At 64.1% G+C, this 18589-nt stretch carries 11 protein-coding genes and 2 pseudogenes; 9 read left to right on the forward strand and 4 right to left on the reverse strand.

Annotated elements, in window-relative coordinates; genetic code table 11:
- Positions 1 to 320 precede the first annotated feature (320 nt).
- Entirely contained in the window at positions 321 to 1073 is a 753-nt protein-coding gene (locus BMON_RS02585; RefSeq protein ID WP_152595782.1) for a hypothetical protein, read from the reverse strand.
- Between the two features lie 177 nt (positions 1074 to 1250).
- Here BMON_RS02585 and metG point away from each other — a divergent pair, with 177 nt between their 5' ends.
- The 9 genes and pseudogenes from metG (at position 1251) to BMON_RS02630 (ending at position 14850) form a co-directional block, all read left to right on the forward strand.
- Positions 1251 to 3188 (forward strand): methionine--tRNA ligase, encoded by a 1938-nt coding sequence (gene metG / locus BMON_RS02590; protein WP_051917806.1) that lies wholly within the window; start codon positions 1251 to 1253, stop codon positions 3186 to 3188.
- A 991-nt stretch (positions 3189 to 4179) separates the two neighbouring features.
- Positions 4180 to 6024 (forward strand): ABC transporter ATP-binding protein, encoded by a 1845-nt coding sequence (locus BMON_RS02595; RefSeq protein WP_033513066.1) that lies wholly within the window; start codon positions 4180 to 4182, stop codon positions 6022 to 6024.
- A gap of 11 nt (positions 6025 to 6035) precedes the next feature.
- Complete coding sequence (locus BMON_RS02600; RefSeq protein ID WP_033513065.1) at positions 6036 to 7841, forward strand: ABC transporter ATP-binding protein; 1806 nt, start codon at positions 6036 to 6038, stop codon at positions 7839 to 7841.
- Between the two features lie 127 nt (positions 7842 to 7968).
- Positions 7969 to 8697: a hypothetical protein gene (locus BMON_RS02605; protein WP_033513064.1), complete on the forward strand. Its 729-nt coding sequence runs from the start codon at positions 7969 to 7971 to the stop codon at positions 8695 to 8697.
- A 120-nt stretch (positions 8698 to 8817) separates the two neighbouring features.
- Positions 8818 to 9501, forward strand: a complete 684-nt coding sequence (locus tag BMON_RS02610) for a YesL family protein (RefSeq protein ID WP_033513062.1) — start codon at positions 8818 to 8820, stop codon at positions 9499 to 9501.
- Positions 9502 to 9535: 34 nt separating this feature from the next.
- Positions 9536 to 10492, forward strand: coding sequence for a TatD family hydrolase (locus BMON_RS02615; protein WP_033513061.1), 957 nt, complete (start codon positions 9536 to 9538; stop codon positions 10490 to 10492).
- Between the two features lie 162 nt (positions 10493 to 10654).
- Complete coding sequence (locus BMON_RS02620) at positions 10655 to 13036, forward strand: KUP/HAK/KT family potassium transporter (protein ID WP_081882810.1); 2382 nt, start codon at positions 10655 to 10657, stop codon at positions 13034 to 13036.
- 65 nt (positions 13037 to 13101) lie between these two features.
- Positions 13102 to 13934 (forward strand): annotated as a pseudogene (locus BMON_RS02625) (class II glutamine amidotransferase domain-containing protein).
- Between the two features lie 144 nt (positions 13935 to 14078).
- A pseudogene (locus BMON_RS02630) lies at positions 14079 to 14850 on the forward strand (HD domain-containing protein).
- 15 nt (positions 14851 to 14865) lie between these two features.
- Here BMON_RS02630 and BMON_RS09175 read toward each other — a convergent pair.
- The 3 genes from BMON_RS09175 to BMON_RS09180 all read right to left on the reverse strand — a co-directional run bounded on the left by BMON_RS09175 (position 14866) and on the right by BMON_RS09180 (position 18367).
- On the reverse strand, positions 14866 to 15975 hold the full coding sequence (locus BMON_RS09175) for an ATP-binding cassette domain-containing protein (RefSeq protein ID WP_051917807.1): 1110 nt from the start codon (positions 15973 to 15975) through the stop codon (positions 14866 to 14868).
- A complete protein-coding gene (locus tag BMON_RS02640) occupies positions 15972 to 17294 on the reverse strand; it encodes an FtsX-like permease family protein (RefSeq protein WP_033513058.1) in 1323 nt (440 codons plus the stop codon). Before BMON_RS02640 ends, BMON_RS09175 begins: the two co-directional genes overlap by 4 nt.
- Positions 17295 to 17527: 233 nt before the next feature.
- Positions 17528 to 18367, reverse strand: coding sequence for a metal-dependent transcriptional regulator (locus BMON_RS09180; protein ID WP_051917808.1), 840 nt, complete (start codon positions 18365 to 18367; stop codon positions 17528 to 17530).
- Positions 18368 to 18589: the final 222 nt, after the last annotated feature.

Genomic DNA, 18589 nt, shown 5'->3' on the forward strand with positions numbered 1-18589 from the left:
GGCTGGTCGGCGATCTGTCGGGCGTCGTGCCCGTCGCGCCGAGGCCGTCCCGAACCCGCGTCGTGGTGCAAGACGCTCAGTCGATGGTGTTGGCCCTCCGTCGGAGGCGTTGTCGCGGTTGATGCGGGCGATCCCCGACGGCTTCGGCCCGCGGTGTTCGGTTCGCTCGATCGTCGCGATGTGTTCGGGAACATGGCACCTCTCGCTATCGTGTGTGGACCTCCCGGGTGGGTGATGCGCAGGCCGGGTGGACGTCTGGGTATTCAAAAAGGTATTCAACGGCTGAGCATTCACAGGCGGGGCATTCAGAATCAATGCGTTCAGAAGCAATAGGAGATGAGATCGAAGAACCGTCGGGCCCGCGGCGAGTTCTGCCAGAAACGGTTCTCGTCGAGTATCGCCAGGCAGTCGGCGGGCCGGAATTCGTAGGTCTCCATAAGCGAACAGACCATCTCGTTGGCATACAGGTCGGCGGATTCCTCATCGCTGAGCAGGGCGATGTCGCAGGCGGTCCTCGCCGGGGTGGTGATGCGCAGACTTCCCACGGTCGTGAGATGCGATGCCGGCGCGTTGCGATTAAAGACGCGTATCTTCCTACCGAAGATCAGGGATCGGAAGTGTGAGGTCGACAGGATGTCGATGGTCTTGGGGAACTGGCCGCCGAGCCACACCCATGCGGCGGTGACCGCGCAGACGCTCATGCGTCGTGGTGCCATCGAGGCCATCAGGGCGCCACGGCCATAGAGCGTGTCATCGTGCTCCGATAGATAGGCATGGGAATCGTCGAGTCGCCGCACCGCGCCCATATGCGCCAGGCGATGCAGGGAGAGGGGTCCGGGCAGATCGCTGCCGTGCAGCACCCGTGCGTTGGGTGGCATGCCGCTGCGGGACATGGATGCGGCGGCCGCGGCGGACGAGGACTGAGCCTGGAGGGATTGAGCCTGGAGGGACTGGGCCGGAGCTTGCGGGGGCAGAGCCTGGAGGGACAGCGCGCGAGAAGATAACGCGTGGAGGAGCGAGGCGGCCGCGCGACCTGATGTGGTGACGGCGGGAAGGGCTGTTGCACTGGTCATGCTCCGACGATAACCGATACGAGATCGGGAGGAGCCACGTGTGCTCTGTGCTGTTGATAAGTGGATAAACACTCCGCCGCAAGTGCCCGATGTGGATGGTCTTGTGGACGGTCGGGGGTGCGGCATTCGTGTGCCGCAGGAGCCCGCTGTCCCCGCTGGGCCTGATAATCGTGGATTATGAGTCATATTCTGGTGAATGTCGCCTGGCCGTATGCCAATGGTCCCCGTCACGTCGGTCACGTCGCCGGCTTCGGCGTCCCCTCCGATGTCTATGCACGCTACGAGCGCATGAAGGGCAATGACGTGCTTATGGTCTCCGGAACGGATGAGCACGGCACGCCCATCCTCGTGGAGGCCGAGAAAGAGGGGCTTTCGGCCCAGCAGCTCGCCGACCGGTACAACCGCGTCATCGCGAAGGACCTGTGCGATCTGGGGTTGAGCTACGATCTGTTCACCCGCACCACCACCGTGAACCACGAGCATGTGGTGCAGCAGATGTTCCGGCAGTGCCTCAAGAACGGCTACATCTACAAGGGCACCCAGAAGGTCGCCATCTCTCCTTCCACCGGGCGCACGCTTCCCGATCGCTACATCGAAGGGACCTGCCCGATCTGCGGGTACGATGGCGCCCGCGGCGATCAGTGCGACAACTGCGGCAACGAGCTCGACCCCGACGAACTGCTCAACCCCGTATCGAAGATCAACGGCGAAACCCCGCGGTTCCAGGAGACCGAACACTTCTTCCTGGATCTGCCCGCCCTCGCCGACGCCAATCTTGCTTGGCTCCACAGCCGTGAAGGCTGGCGCACCAATGTCATCAACTTCTCCCTCGGCCTGTTCCGCGAGGTCAAGCCGCGTGCCATCACCCGCGACATCGACTGGGGCATTCCCGTGCCCGTCGATGGTTGGATCGACAATCCGAACAAGCGGTTGTACGTATGGTTCGACGCCGTCATCGGATACCTGTCGGCCTCCATCGAATGGGCCCGTCGGCAGGGCGACTCCGAGGCCTGGCGCGCCTGGTGGAACGACCCGGAGACCCCGGCCTACTACTTCATGGGCAAGGACAACATCACCTTCCATTCGCAGATCTGGCCCTCCGAGCTCCTGGCGTACAACGGCCAGGGGTCCAAGGGGGGCGAGCCCGGCGAGCTGGGCACCCTGAATCTTCCCGAACAGGTCGTGGCCTCGGAGTTCATGACCATGGAGGGTAAGAAGTTCAGCTCCTCGCGCGGCATCGTGATCTACGTCAAGGACTTGCTCGCCCGATACCCCGTGGACGCGGTGCGCTATTACATCTCCGTCGCCGGGCCGGAGAGTTCCGACTCCGACTTCACGTGGTCGGAGTTCGTGCGGCACAACAACGAGGAACTCGCCGCCAGCTGGGGCAACCTGGTCAACCGCGTCGCCAACCTCATCAGCAGGGACTTCGGCGTCATCCCCGAGCTCGATGAGGATTCGATGACGACCGAGGACCGCGCGCTGCTCGAGGAGACCTCGGCGGCGTTCGACGTGGTCGGGGGGCTCATCGAGCGTCATCACCAGAAGAACGCGTTGTCGGAGGCCATGCGCATCGTCGGCACGATCAACAAATACATTTCGGCGGAGGAGCCTTGGAAGATCAAGGACGACGAACGGCGCCTGGGCACGGTGCTGCACGTGGCCGCGCAGGCGGTCTCCGATGCGAACCATCTGCTCGCGCCCTTCCTGCCCCACGCCGCGCAGAAGGTGTGGGAGGCCCTCGGCGGCACCGGGACGTTCTCGCCCCTGCCGCGTATCGAGGAGGTCGAGGATCTCGACAAGCCCGGGTTCCGCTATCCGATCATCACCGGCACCTATACGCTGGGTCAGACCCTGCATCCATGGGTTAGTGAACCGCTGACGGCCGGGACGTCCGTGCCCAAGCCTTCGCCGATCTTCAAGAAGATCCCCGTGGAGGCCGTGGACGAGGAGCTGGAACGGTTCGACACGATGCTCAGCAAGCGGCGCGAGGAGGAGCGTGAACGCCTCGCCGCCGCCAAGAAGACCACGGCGCAGGCCGAGTCGGCAGCTGAGCATGCCTCGGCGCCGCAATCCAGCCAGCCGGAGCAGTCGAAGACGGCCGATGAGGTGTAACGGACGTTAATCCCGTCATCGTGGGCTCGTCCGGTGCCGGAGGGGCCCACGAGTCCTGTATGTCTGCCAGGCCCGCGAGTTCCGCTGCACCCGCTGGGCGTGGCACAGCAGGACGGTCACACGGTTTTGGCAGTGGCTTCACAGCGTTCTTTGAGGGTTACGCATTGCTTCGTTCAGCATCGTGCGGTTATATCGTAGATGTCAGCGATACACCAAGCCACACACCGCAGGCGAGGTTCCTACACGAACCCCATAACTGAACCCCTTCTTCTCTCTTCTCTCGCCCGGCGGCTCTCCCCGCCGGGCTTCTCCTTTTTTCAGCCCAGCTTTGCCGCGCCACATTTTTGCGTCGACACCGCTGTGCTGCTGCACAACTTTCGGCGATACGTCGGATTCGGACGGACCGCTCACTTTGTGTAGTACTTTCGCCTGGACCGGGAAAAACGGACAACCCGGAACGGCCATATATCGCTGATCCGCAGAACCGCGACGGTCCGGGCCGCGACGATCGTTGCGCCATTGACTACACAACGTGCAACAAGGCGCAACTGAGGGATTGAACGTTTGGTCGAGAGACAACAAGGACTTCGAACGGCGTGCCCGCATCAATGAGGTCACGGGGCCTGAGATGCAATGCGCAGGAGGTGCGGCGAGCTGCTCCACATGGGGTGCGACGAGCCGCTCCACAAGAGGTACGACGAGCCACTCTTCGGGGTACGGCGGAACCCCTCTGCCGTGGCGCAACACGCCGTGCCTCGGGGGTTGCGTTTCGAAATCACTCGAATAGAATGAACCGCGTTTGCGGATGAGGTGACGTGACGCGGTGGATAGCCGGTCGACGCACCAGGCGTGAATGAGCGGGGCCACGATGAGCTTCGCACAACAGAACAGATGTCCCGTATCGTACCGGCCGAGAGTGCCGTCGGCTACGGCGGCGGCGTCCCACAGCAGGCAAACAACCCACCACCCAGGAATGCGAGTGTGCGCTCACATGTACGTCGATCAGACCCGAAACCTCAAGTCGGGCAATCTCAAATGGATTATGCCGTATTGCCGGCCAGACCTGCCCCGTGTGGCGGCGGCCTTCGTCCTGTTCTGCGTGAACAACACCATGGCGATGATCATGCCGCTGCTCTCCGGGCTCATCGTCGACCGGGTCATCACACAAGGTCACGTCAGTGAGCTGATGCGACTGTGCGTGATGATGGTCGTCGTCACGCTCGTGCGCGTCATCTCCCGGTATGGTTACCAGATGTGGATGGAGCGCTTCGGGCAGAACTCCGTGTTCCGCCTGGTCAGCGACGAATACGAGAAGCTGCACCAACTCGACTTCACCTACTTCAACCACACCCGCACGGGCGACATCATGAGCCGGATGACCTCCGACACCGACGCCATCCGTCACGGTCTGAGCTGGGTGTCCTATCAGGTCGCCGACTGCGTCGTCATGTTCATCGGGGCGTTGGCGGTCATGTTCGTCATCGACTGGCGACTCGCGCTCGCGCTCGCCTGCGTGACCCCGTTCCTGTTCGTGCTCACCCGGGCACTCGCCAGCCACGCCCACCCGCTCTTCTTCGCCATCCGCAACTCCCTCGCCGACCTCAATTCCATGGTCGAGGAGAACATCGAGGGCAACCGCGTGGTCAAGGCCTTCGTGCGCGAACCCTATGAGATCGAGCGGTTCGAAGAGCACAACGACGACTACATGCAACGCAACATGAAGCTGGCCATGAACAGCCGTCGCTACATGCCGTGGCTCGACGGGTTGGGCTTCTCGCTGCAGCTCATCACGCTCGGTTTCGGCGGTTTCCTCGTGATCCGCGGGGACATGACCCTAGGCAATCTGGTGAGCTTCAACAGCTTCCTGTGGATGATCGACGGGCCGGTGCGCCAGTCCGGATGGCTCATCAACGACTGGCAGCGCTTCAATGCCAGCTGCATCAAAATCCGTCGCCTCCTGACCGCGACCTCGCGCATCGTCGAGCGGCCGGACGCCAAGGAATCCGTCCATCAGGCGGTGTCCATCCACACCCAGGTCAGCGGCGAAGCCGCGACCTCCGAACGCATCAAAGGCGAGATCCACTTCGAGCATGTGAGCTTCGCCTTCCCGGACGAGCCCGAGACGCCGGTCCTCAAGGATCTCGACTTCTTCGTTCCCGCCGGATCGAAACTCGGCATCCTGGGTGAGACCGGCGCCGGCAAGTCGACGCTCGTGAGCCTGATCGCGCGGTTCTACGATCCGACGTACGGCAGGGTGCTCGTCGACGGCATCGACGCGCGCGATTGGCCGCTGGACATGCTGCGCAGCCAGGTGAACGTCGTGGCGCAGGACACCTTCCTGTTCTCCGACACCATCGGCGGCAACATCGGGTTCGGCACTCGTGGCGGGCGCGGCGACCACTTCATCCAGCACATGGCTTCGATCGCGGGGGCCGACGATTTCATCCGGAGCATGCCGGAGGGCTACGACACCATCGTCGGCGAACGCGGCGTGGGGCTCTCGGGCGGGCAGAAGCAGCGCCTGAGTCTGGCCCGGGCGCTGGCCGACGACCCGGCGATCCTCATCATGGACGACACGACTTCGGCCGTCGACATGGAGACCGAGGCGGAGATCCAGCATCATCTGCAGGAGCTCGACACGGCCAAAACGATCGTCACGATCGCCCACCGCATCTCGTCGGTCAAGGACGCGGACCTCATCCTGGTGCTCGAGCACGGTCGCATCGTCGAACGCGGCACGCACGAGGAGCTGGTCGCCGCGCACGGCCGGTACTGGGAGATCTACCGCAAGCAGCTGGGCCTGCAGTCCGGCCAGTCGCAGGGATACGGGGAGTAGGAGGAGAGATCATGGCACAACGCAACACCTTCCGTGAGGACGAGGAGCTCGAGGAGCAGATCAACGTCCACGACCTTCTGCGGGTCGCCCGCTACCTCAAACCCTATCTGGGCCGCGTCCTGCGGGTCGCACTCGTCGTGGTGCTCATGAGCGTCATCGCGGTCACCGTCCCGTACCTGACCAAGGTCATGATCGACGAGACCATACCGCACCGCGACCTGCGCCAGCTGGGCGTTCTCGTCGGCATCCTGGCGGCGCTCATCGTGCTGTTCGAATGCGGCATGCGCTACCGGACGCTCGAGATCACCCGCGTCGGCCAGCTCATGCTCAAGGACATGCGGCGGGACCTGTTCACGCACGTCCAGAGCCTGCCGTTCAGCTACTTCGATTCCCGGCCGCACGGCAAGATCCTCATCCGTATCGTCAACTACGTCAACACCCTGTCGGACACCCTGTCCTCGGGCGTCATCAACGTGATCGCCGACGTCTTCACGTTCCTCATCACGCTCGTGGTCATGTTCGCCATCGACTGGCGGATGACGCTATGGAGCCTGGTGCTGTTCCCGCTGCTGCTGCTGTGGGTGCGCGTGCTGCAGACCTTCCAGCGTCGCGCCTACCAGAAGCTCTCCAACAAGCAGAGCAACCTCAACGCCTACATCCACGAATCCATAGCCGGCGTGAAGACCACGCAGACCTTCGCCCAGGAACGCGCGCAGTTCCGCACCTTCCAGGAACAGCAGAACGATGTGCGTACGGCATGGATGAAGGCCGTGCACATCCAGTTCCTCATGTGGCCCGGCGTGCAGACGATAGCCACCATGACCATCGCGTTCATCTACTACGCGGGCATCATGGGCTTCGGCGGCGTCTCGGTGAGCACCGGCGTGCTCATCGCCTTCGTCGGCTACGCGAACAACTTCTGGAACCCGGTCATCGATCTGGGCAACTTCTACAACCAGCTCATCACCTGCTCGGCCTACCTGGAGCGCATCTTCGAGACGCTCGACGTCAGGCCCGAGATCACCGACCGCCCGGGGGCGGCCGAGCTCCCGCCGATCAAGGGCAAGGTCGACTTCAACGACGTGGTGTTCCGCTATGAGCCCGACGGGCGCAACATCCTCAACCTCGTCGACTTCCACATCGAACCGGGCGAGACCGTGGCCCTGGTCGGGCCGACCGGTGCGGGCAAGACGACGATCGTGAGCCTGCTGTCCAGGTTCTACGACGTGTCGGAGGGCTCGGTGACCATCGACGGCCATGATGTGCGCGACGTGACGCTGGATTCCCTGCGTCGCCAGATGGGCGTGATGCTGCAGGACACGTTCATTTTCTCGGGGACGGTGCGGGAGAACATCCGCTACGGCAAACTCGACGCGACGGACGAGGAGATCGAAGCGGCGGCGAAGGCCGTGCGCGCCCACGAGTTCATCATGGAGCTTCCCGACGGCTACGACAGCGTCGTGGAGGAACGTGGTTCGACCTTGTCGGCCGGCCAGCGCCAGCTCATCTCCTTCGCCCGTGTGCTGCTCGCCGATCCGCGGGTGCTGGTGCTCGATGAGGCGACGAGCAGCATCGACACACGGACCGAGGAGGCGTTGCAGGACGGGCTACGGCATTTGCTCAAGAATCGCACAAGCTTCATCATCGCCCACCGGCTCTCGACCATCGAGAACGCGCACGAGATCTTCTACATCGACCATGGCCAGATCGTCGAACACGGGTCCCATGAGGAGCTCTTGCGGCAGCGGGGCGCCTACTACCGGCTCTACGAGTCGCAGTACGCCATGATCCGCGCCCATACCGGCGCCGTCGACTGACCGGTGTGACTGACCGCCGTCGACTGACCGCCGTCGACTGATCGGCGTGGCATGCGGGGATGGCGTTCGAGGATGGGGTGGCGAGTAGACTGCCGCGGGTAATCGATATGAGGTGTAAGGAGATCGGATGGCCATGGATGACCCCGACGGCGATGGCCGCCTGAACGAGCGGCAGCGCGATGCCATCGACGTGCTCGCCTCGCACAACGCCTACGCCGCACAGTCGAAATGGAAGACCTTGCGAGAACTGCCGCGCAAGGAACGGTGGCCGTTCTTCGTCCAGCATTTCCTGCTCGCGACATCCGCCATACTCGTGGCGCTCATCGTCGTGATCTCCTTGGCCGTCAGCTTCCTGACCAAGCCTCCCACCCCGCTGCTCGCGGTCCAGGGCATCGGTATGAGCCGCTATGCCTCGTCGCTCGATCGGCTGCGCGACGGCTTCCTGCGGGACCAGGGCATCGAGGACCACCGTCTCGTCCAGGTCGATGGCACGCTGTCCATCGGCGGCGACGGGTACGCCGACGATTCCGCCAAGGTCATGACCATGGTCACCGCCGGGCAGATCAACATGATGGCCGCGGGGCGGACCATGTTCGCCACCCTCGACCATCGTGGGTACATCTCGAAGCCGGCCGATGTGCTCACCGCCGCGCAACTGCGGGCCGTCGCCGGGGCCTTGGTCGACGCCCGGGGGCATGCCGTGGCCGATCCCGCGCATGCCGCCGGCCTTGATCTGTCGAAATCGGCGGTCTGGCGTTCGGCGGGGCTGCCCTCCGACGCGATCCTGGGATTCAGCAATGTACAGTCGGGCAAGGTGTACCCGCAGCGGTTCGTCGCCTATCTGCGCTTCTCGTAGAGCGGCATGGGTCGGCGGAGGACCTGATCGGAGTAGGATGGGCCACCGGTCGCATGGTCGCGTGACGTCGGGTCGCCGGCCCTGCGTGGCCCGATGGGCCCAACCAACGGAAGGTGTGTCATGAAGCGGTTCGCCATGGGCTATGAGTATTTCGCCCGCATCATCATGATGATTCTGATCGTCCATATCGCCGTCATCGTGCATACACTGCTCGGCCTGGTCGTGTGCGGGTTCTTCCCCTCCCTTGCCGCCAGCAACACCACGTACCGCACCTGGCTGCTGGAGGTCGAGGACCGGTCGTGGACCGTCAAGCACACGTGGACGGTGTTCCACAGGGCATGGAAGCAGGAGCTGGGACCGGCCAACGCCTTCGGCTGGCCGCAGTTCGCCGTCTGGGCGTTGCTCATCTGGGAATACTGGCTCACCATGACCAACAACATGGGCACCTTCGGCATCGTGGTCTCCGGTGTCCTGCTCGTACTCAACCTGTTGTACGGCCTGTTCGTCTTCATGAGCTGGGCCGTGCGTTCGAACTTCGACGAGGGGTTCGTCTGGGTGCTGCGCACCTCGCTGACCATGGTCATCGCCCGCCCCCTGTGCTCGCTCATGGTGTTCGTCCTCTTCCTCATCACCGTCTGGGCCTATTACACCTGGCCGGGGTTGATGGCCGCCTTCGGTGTCTCCGTGCCGGTGTTCGCCACGATGATGGCCGTGTACTCCTGGGGCAGGCTGCCCGGCATGGACGTGCACGAGATCGAGCCGACGGAACGCGATCAGCGCCGCCACGACGAGGGCCGGGCCTGACCCCTTTCATCGGGGCTGCCTACACTGGGGGCCTATGAGCAGACATCATCGCAACCGCAGTTGGGCACCCGCACCGCAACCCCTGCCACGGGACGCATGGGTCATCGACGACCATACGCATGTGGCCTCCGTGGTGCCCTTCGCCCGAGCCATGAACCATGAGGCGCAGGAGAAGGGCCAACCCGCCGTTCCCGTCTATGACGAGGACCAGTTGCTGGCGCAGGCCGCCGCGGTGGGCGTCGCCGGCATCATCGACGTGGGATGCGAATTGCCGCATCTCGAGACCGCCGTGCGTATGGCGCTGGACCACCCGGGTGTGGTACATGCGGCGCTCGCCATCCACCCGAACGAGGCGGTCCTGCACGGGCATCGCGGCGTTCCCGGGCCCGATGGCCTGCCGTTGCATTATCAGCCCTGGCATGACACCAGTTTCGAGGACGCGCTCGCCGAGGTCCATCGTCTGGCGTTGGCCCACCCCGAGCAGGTCGTCGCCATCGGAGAGACGGGCATGGATCTGTTCCGCACAGGGCAGGGGGCCAAGGAAATCCAGCGCGAGGCGTTCCGGGCGCATATCGCGCTGGCCAAGGAGCTCGGCCTGCCCATGCAGATCCATGACCGCGACGCCCACCGGGAGGTCATCGACACGCTCCTAGCCGGCGGCAGTCCCGAGCGCACGGTGTTCCACAGCTTCTCCGGTGACGCCGAGATGGCCGGTATCGCACGCGATCAGGGCTGGTATCTGAGCTTTTCCGGCATCGTGAGCTACAAGGGCAATGACGACATACGCGAGGCGGCGCGCATCGTGGGGCCCGAGCACGTCATGGTCGAGACCGACGCCCCGTATCTGACGCCGATGCCATACCGCGGCCGCACGAACGCCCCCTACATGATTCCCTATACGCTTGAGGCGCTCGCGCAGGCCATGGGGATGAGCGTGCCCGACGTCGCGCGGGCGACGCGGGCGGTCACCCGAACGGTCTATGGCGTATGACGAGAGATAGTGAAGGGCGGCGCATGTGAAGAAGACGGCCTGGAAGTTGGTATAAGCGCCATGGACAGGTTAAGATTTGCGCTTGGTCTGTCATCGGATGTGATATGTGGATGGTGGCGGCGTACGAGAGGCGTGGCGATGCCACGTAATGGAGGATGATCAATGGTGCAGAAGCGTAAGCGTCCGGCGGCTGGCCGGAGCAGATCGCGTCGGACCGCCGATTCGGCCGCTACCGACGATATCGACGAGACGCTGTTGCGCGCCGATACCTTCACGAACGCCCCCAAGGTCTCGCGGCGTACCCTGACGAAGGAGGAACGCGAGGAGCTCACCAAGCAGGAGCAGGCCCGGCGCCAGGAGGATGAGTGGCTCTCCAAGGTCGCGGACAAGGGGCCCATCGGCCGCTGGTGGATCGGGCTGCAGCGCAGTCAGAACAAGATCGGCTTCGGTATGGCGATCGTCGCGCTTGGCGTCGTCTACGGTGACATCGGCACATCGCCGCTCTACACCGCGCAGACCTTCCTGTCCGGTCAGGGCGGCTTGGCCAACACCAACCGTGAGGCCGTGCTGGGCATGCTCTCCCTCGTGTTCTGGTCGATCACGCTGATCACCACCGTGAAATACGTGCTCATCGCCATGCGCATCGACAACAACGGCGAAGGCGGCATCTTCGCCCTGTACTCCCTGATTCGCCGGCATGGTGCCTGGTTGGCCATACCGGCCATGGTCGGCGGCGCCGCCTTCCTGGCCGATTCCGTGCTCACCCCGGCCGTTTCGATCTCCTCGGCGGTCGAAGGTCTCAAGACCATACCCCTGTTCCAACCGGTGTTCACCGAGAATCCCAATCTTTCGCTCATCATCACCGTCCTCATCATCGTCATCCTCTTCTCCGTGCAGTCACGAGGCACCGAGAGCATCGGCAAGGTCTTCGGATCCGTTGTGCTCGTGTGGTTCAGCTTCCTTGCCATCGTGGGCATCGTGAGCCTGAGCAACGATTGGACCGTCTTCGAAGCCCTCAACCCCGTGTACGGCGTGCGGTTCCTCTTCAGCCCGCACAACCTCGCGGGCATCGCGCTCATGGGCACGGTGTTCCTGTCGACCACCGGCGCCGAGGCCCTGTACTCCGACATGGGGCATGTGGGGCGTGGCAACATCTACGCGACATGGCCCTTCATCAAGGTCGCGCTGATCTTCAACTACTTCGGGCAGGGCGCCTGGATGCTGCGCAACCAGGACAATCCGGCCTATGCCAAGGCCGATGGCCTCAACCCCTTCTTCGAGATGATGGGGCCGAACGTGCGGTATGTGGCCGTCGCGCTGTCGGTGGCCGCCGGCGTCATCGCCTCGCAGGCCCTCATCACCGGGGCCTTCACCATGGTCTCCGAAGCGACCGGTCTCAACTGGATGCCCCATCTGCAGGTGCGGTATCCGGCGCGTACCCGCGGCCAGCTCTACATCCCGGTCGTCAACTGGGTGCTGTGCGTCGCCACGTTGACGGTGCTGGCGCTGTTCCGCGATTCGGAGCATATCTCCGCCGCGTACGGCCTCGCCCTGACCATCACCATGATCACGACGACCGTGCTGCTGGCCGTTCACATGTGGTACCACCGCAAACGTGCGTTCTCCATCGTGTTCACGCTCCTGTTCCTCACCATCCAGGCGATGTTCTTCATCGCCTCCATGGCGAAGTTCATGCACGGCGGCTGGTTCACGATGCTGCTGACCCTCATGATCCTGTTCATCATGATCACGTGGGACGACGGCACCAAGATCGAGCGTTCGCAGCGACGCCATATGAAGCCTTCGGACTTCCTGCCCGCGGTCGACAAACTGCACAGTGATTTCCGCATCCCGTACTACGCGGACAACATCATCTATCTGACCTCCGATACGGAGATGCGTCGTCTCGATACCGACATCTTCTTCTCCATCTTCGCCGACCACCCCAAGCGCGCACGGGCTTGGTGGGCGGTCTCCGTGCAGACCACGGACGAGCCGTTCACCCGCGCCTACGCGGTGGAGGACTTCGGCACGGACCACATCTTCCGCGTGCGTATACGGCTGGGATTCAAGGTGTCGCAGTCCATCCCGGCCTACATCCACCAGATCATGCACGACCTGTCGCATACGGGCGAACTGCCCCAGCAGAAGTCGACCTACCCCAAGGTCGACGCGGATCCGGACATCGGCACCATCCGTTACGTGCTGCTGCACAAGGCCCTCATGCCCGAGTCCAACATCACGACCCGCGAGGCCCTGTCGCTGAAGATGAAGTACGCCATCCGGCATCTTGCCGGTTCGCCGATCAAGTGGTTCGGTCTTGCGCCCTACAACCCGCAGGTCGAGGTCCAGCCGTTGTTCGTCACCACGCGTCGGCCGCCGAGACTGCATCGCGAGGCGTTGCGTGCCCGTGAAACCACCCGCAAGGAGAGCGTGAAGCAATCCGAGACGGCGTCTGTGAAGACGGAGGCGCATGCCGTTGCACCGTCGGGCAAGCATCCGAACGAGGAGCCGTTGCAGCAGCAGTCCAACGTGACGGATTAGGCCGCGGGGAGGTGGCGCTTCGGGCGTCATCAGGTCGTTGATCGTCTACGTTAGAGTGTTGGGTTATGTGCAGATTACTCGGGTATGCGGCGGACGGCACCGACATGAGTTTGGTGGACATGCTGGGCGATGCGGCGGTCGAGGATTTCCGCGGGCTCAGTGAGATTTACCATGACGGATGGGGATGTGCATTGCCGGCCGATGACGAGCCCGCCGGCGACGATCCACGCGCCGTCGGCACCGGCGCCGACCACGCCGGCGGACGCGTGTATCGCAACACCGTCGAGGCCCGGCATGACCCCATCTTCACCCAATTGTCGCGGCAGGCGTGCCGCGGGGCGTTGTGGCACTTACGGTTGGCCAGTTCCCATCTGCCGGTCATCGTCGAGAACCAGCAGCCGTTCCATGCGCACGGTCTGAGCTTCATCCATAACGGCGATATCTCCGACGATCGTGGCCGCAACATCGTGGAACATGCCGATGACGTGATCGGACGGAAGGACTTCCTGGCCACCGGCGGCCGCAGTGATTCCGTGTTGTTCTTCGGCGTGATGCTTGCATACGTGCGTTCCGGTGCGCCCTTGGATTCCGCGGTCTCTCAGGCCATCGGCAGGTTGCGGGCCATCTGCCCCAAATCGAGCTACAACTGCATGATTCAAAGCCCGCAGAGCACCGTGGTGGTGCAGGCCTCCGGTCGTGTCGACGTCCCTCCCCGCATCTGCGAGATCTATGAGGACTATGGGCGCGAGGGACAGGCCCACGACTACCGCACGGTCCGCTATCGGGAGGTGCGCGATGGCCGTGGCGCGCTCCATGCGGTGGTCGCCGCGAGCTGGGCAACGACCATATGCTCGTCATGTCGAATCGTGACGCGACGTACGAAGTACGGCCCCTGTAGCGGCGGATTCCGGTGAGTGCGCCGTGATGGTGGTCACGTTGTGTGCCGCGGTTGTTCGTCGCGGGACGGCTCCGTATGGGGGGGCATCGGATGCGGTTGGAAGGCTGGCCGACGGCGCGCGGGAGCACGCCTAGACTGGGGCGTATGACCGGTTTCATACCCACACTCGCCCAGATCGACGAGATGCATCATGCCATCAGCCCCTCGGATGCCGCTTATGACCTCATTCACACCCATTGCGTGATCGTCGCGACCATCACGCGTCAGCTGGTTCAACGTCAGAACGCGTTGTTCGTGCGGCGGTGCACATTGCCGCAGGACGTCCCCGAGCTTGCCAGCCGCAGGCCAGACGCCGGTGCCGAACCGTCGCCGCTGATGCTCGACGCGCCCGTGGTGCCCCCCCACCGACGGGGTGCGCGACGGCACCGTTCCTCCCCGGCTGCTCGATGCGCGCATGGCGGTGATCGGCGCGATGGTGCACGACATCGGCACGTACCGGGTGCTGGCCCATGACGGCTCCGATGGTGAGCCGCTGCGATTCGACGGGCCACGCTACATACAGCATGGTCTGTTGGGGTATCGGTACCTGTTGGAACAGGGCGTGGATGAAGCCGTCGCGGCCTTCGCCAGGAACCACACCGGGGTGGGGCTCACGCGTGAAGATGTCGAACGACAGGGGCTGGCATTGCCGCCCGACGACTACGCCCCTACGACGCTGGAGCAGGAGGTGGTGATGGTGGCGGATAAATACCACAGCAAATCGGTCCCGCCCAAGTTCCTCACTGTCGAGGCCTACACGAAGAAGGCCGCTCGGTTCGGTGAGGGCAACAAACGGCGCTGGCTCGACGTCGTGGCGAAGTACGGCGTCCCCGACATCCCCGCGCTGGCGAAGCGCTTCGATATGCGGCTCGTCTGAGCGGCCGGTGTCGGCCTAGAGTTCGAAACGCTCGTCGGCCGCGTTGAGGTCGCGTTCCTCGTCGGTGACCATGATGACGCAACGTGGGGTCGTCGTGTCGTGGGCGAGGGTCGTCAGTAGCGTCAGTATGGCCGTGCTCCCGGCGTCGTCGAGGCTGACGGTCGGGGCGTCGACGATCACTGCGGTCGCCTCACAGGCGATGGCCCGCGCGATGGCGAGACGGCGCTGGTCGAGCATGTCGAGGTCGGCGGCGGGGGTGCCCGTGGCCGCGGCGCTGAAGCCCACGGTGGCGAGCAGATCGTGCGCCAGGTCGCGCATCGGCCGCAGGAAGGTGCGGTCGGCCGCTTGCATGGTGTACACGAGGTTGCTGGTCGCATCGAGATCATCGCGCACCGCGAACCGTTGCGGCACCAGGCCGATGCGGTGTCCGCGGATCGCCACGGAGGGCATGGTGGCCAGGTCGGCGCTTTTGAGCATGACTTGGCCAGTATCGGGCCTGCGCAGGCCGCCGAGCACGCTGAGCAGCGCGTGCCGTTGGTCGGCGTCATGCGTGGTCACGGCATACAGTCTGCCGCTGTAGAAGCCCAGTTGGACGTCATCGAGGAGGGCTCTGCCGGACTTGCGGTCGTGCAGGGTCGCATGGTTGAGCGCGAAGGTCGGATAGGATTTGAGCAAAATCTCGTCCGCCACCTCATCCGTGACCGCTAGGTGGTCGTCCTCCTCCGTATCGCCGGCGGCGGGGGTCGCATCCGGTTCGCTCGCCGTCCTGGAATCGTGTTCGTTGGCCGGAGTGGGGATGGATGAGGTGTCGGATGATGTGGCACCGGCATCCGCGGTCGGTTCCGTGGTGGGGCTGCCGTCCGGGTCCTCTGCTTGATCGCCGATGGGGGTGTCGTCGGGTTTGCCGTCGGCGACGGCGGCCGGTGTGATCGCATCCTCGTCGTCGTAGACGATGTCGAATGGAATCTCGGTGGGGGACGGGGCCTGGCCACTCGGGGTGTTGCCTGTGTCGGCGTCCGCTCCGGTGGCGTCCGTGTGCTCGTCGAGCGTGGACGTCCCGTCGTTGTCCGGTGCGTCTTCGTCGGGCATGTTGTGGTCCGATGTGTTGTGCAATGTGTCGCTCATCGTGTGGCCTCCTCGCGGGTGGTGAACAGCGTGGTCGTCTGGAACAGGAACACGCGGACCAGCGCGATAACCGCCAGCACGACGGCCGCCAGCGCACTCCAGCCGATGGTGTGCCATATGATACCGGCGTCGGGGGCGGTGGCATGGCCGGATGCGAGGGCCGAGCCCAATGGTCCGGACGCGAAGGCGCCCGCAAGTATGCCGATCGCGGCGCCCGCCACCGTGGGCATGAGCACCTCGAGCATGAACTGCCAGCCGAGACGGCCGCGGGAGACGCCGATGACGAGTCCCGTGCCGATCTCACCGCCCCTGTTCCTCAGATTGAGGATGACGAGGGCGAGCAACAACAGACCGCCGACGATCCAGGCGATCAGGAGACCCAGCCTCATGCAGTGCGCCAGGTCGGCGAGCGGTGCGATGGAGGCGCGGTACCGCGTGACGGTGCTCGAGGAGACCTCGTGCGTGGCGCGCAGGCCTGCCCCCTTGACCGCTTTGGTGAACTGCCGGTAGTCGCCCATGCTGCTGAGTTTGAAGACGATGTTGAGGTCGGGTATGGCCCATCCTTTGGCGTTGTTCGCGTCGAGGCCGTTGGAGTTGAAGGCGTAATACCCGGTGTAGATCGTGTTGTCGCGGTTGTCCTTGGCCAGTTTCGCCGGGGCGCTCGCGTCGGGCGTGGTGTATGCATAGATCCCGCGCACCGTGAGCGTGAAGGTCTTCGTCGCATCGCCGGGACGTCCCACCGTGACCTTGTCGCCGACCTTGAGGTGGTTCTTCGTGGCGAGCGCCTGAGAGATGAGGGCCTCGTGACGGTTCGCCTCGGCCTGGCCGGTATAGTCGATCGCCTTGCCGGATACGATGCGTATCTGACCGGCCTCGTTGTCCTGCAGGGCGTCGGCGGTGTACAGGCCGGTCATGGTCAGCTCGCCGCCCGTCTTCGAGGCAGGCTGGTCGGCGCTGCCGGCGATGGCGGTGAGTGAAGACGACTGCCGGACGGGTGCAGATTCGAGGAAGGTGTAGGAGAACTGCAGGTTGGTCGACTGGGCCGCGGTGGCGTACTTGGTGTAATCGTCCCAGGACAGATAATGCTTCGTCCACGAGGCGTCCGCACCGTTGCGCTTGGCCAGGGTGGCTGCGGTCGGGCGTATGGCGGCCGCGGGTTTGAGCGCCTGCTCACCGGGGCCCGCCGCCGTGGTTTCGGCGGCCTGTACCGACCATCCGAACAGGGTGGCGAACGCCACCACCAACGCGATCAGGACGGTCGTGATACTGCGCCAAGGATGGCGTTCCAGTGACATCCATGCGTTCTTGAGAACGAACATGCGGTCTTCTCCACTTTCTTCTGTGGTCGTCGGCATCCGTGCAGGCCGCGGCGTACAACGTATTTCCATGTAGCTTACCGTAAGATGCGTCTCGTGCGCGGTGGCCCATCTTCACCAACAGTCACTTTTGTCGTGCTGGGTGCAAGTTTTCTTGCGCAGTACTGTTATACGCCTACAAGCTTCCTGAAAGGTGGCTGAATGGTGGGACGGGCGGTGTGTGGATCCCTGGTCGCTCAGGACCGTGGGACGTTGGCTGCCGCCTCGCCGCGGCCGACGGCCCGCTCGTCGCGCAATGGCAGCACACGGATGCGTGCGGTCTCGGCAGCGTCGAGCGGGATGCGGTTGGTGGGGTTGGGGGGGGGGTCTGAGGGATCGGTGATGGTGCAGGGGGCTGTGTCCGGGGAACCGTCACCGGTGTTCAGGGCGACGATATGCATGATCGGGCCTTCGTCGCCGGATCTATCGGCATGCCCGCCACTCGTCGCGGCGTCGTCCTCTTGGGGCCTGCTGACGGCGATGACGGCGTGCAGCCCCGCGCCATGGTGTTCGAGGCGGTGCAATAGCGTGGGTTCCACGTCGTTGACCCGTACGATGCGCGCCGGGACGCCGTCCGGCAGGTCGACGAGGGTGATGGCGGCCTGCGTGGGCAGACTGCCATCCGCTCGGGGTATCGGATCACCGTGGGGATCGGCGTCGGGGTGGCCCAGCAGCTCGTCGATGCGATCGATCATGAGGTCCGAGGCCGCGTGCTCCAGGGCGTCGGCTTCGGGATGGACCTCGTCCCAGCGGTAGCCGAGTGTCGTGACGAGAAACATCTCGAGCAATCGATGCTTGCGCGCCATACGCACGGCGTATCGCTCGCCGCGTTCCGTCAGTGCTATGGCGCCGTACGGGGTGTGCCTCGCATATCCGCCGGCGACCAGTCGAGACACCGCTCCGGAGACCGTCGATGCCCGCACATGCGCGCGGTACGCCAGTGCCGAGGGTTGCACGGCGCCGTGCCCCCACTCCCGCAGGTCCCAGATCATCTTCAGATAGTCCTGGGCCTGTGGGGAAAGATCCTGCAGCGTCATGCGCCCAGTCTACGGTATGCGCTCAGTTGCGATGCGTCTGATTCCATGACCTTGGGCGGTGTTGGGGCCGAGGCCTGCACGGCGTTCGGATGACGTGATTTCGACGCGTTGCGCAACGTCATGAACCCGCGCCGTATGCAACGCAATAATACCTAGATATTGTGTTAATGCTGATGGCCATCTACCATATCTTGTGGTTCGTGTGCCCTGTGGTGTGGAGCT

It is taken from the genome of Bifidobacterium mongoliense DSM 21395 (genome assembly GCF_000741285.1).
GTDB lineage: Bacteria > Actinomycetota > Actinomycetes > Actinomycetales > Bifidobacteriaceae > Bifidobacterium > Bifidobacterium mongoliense.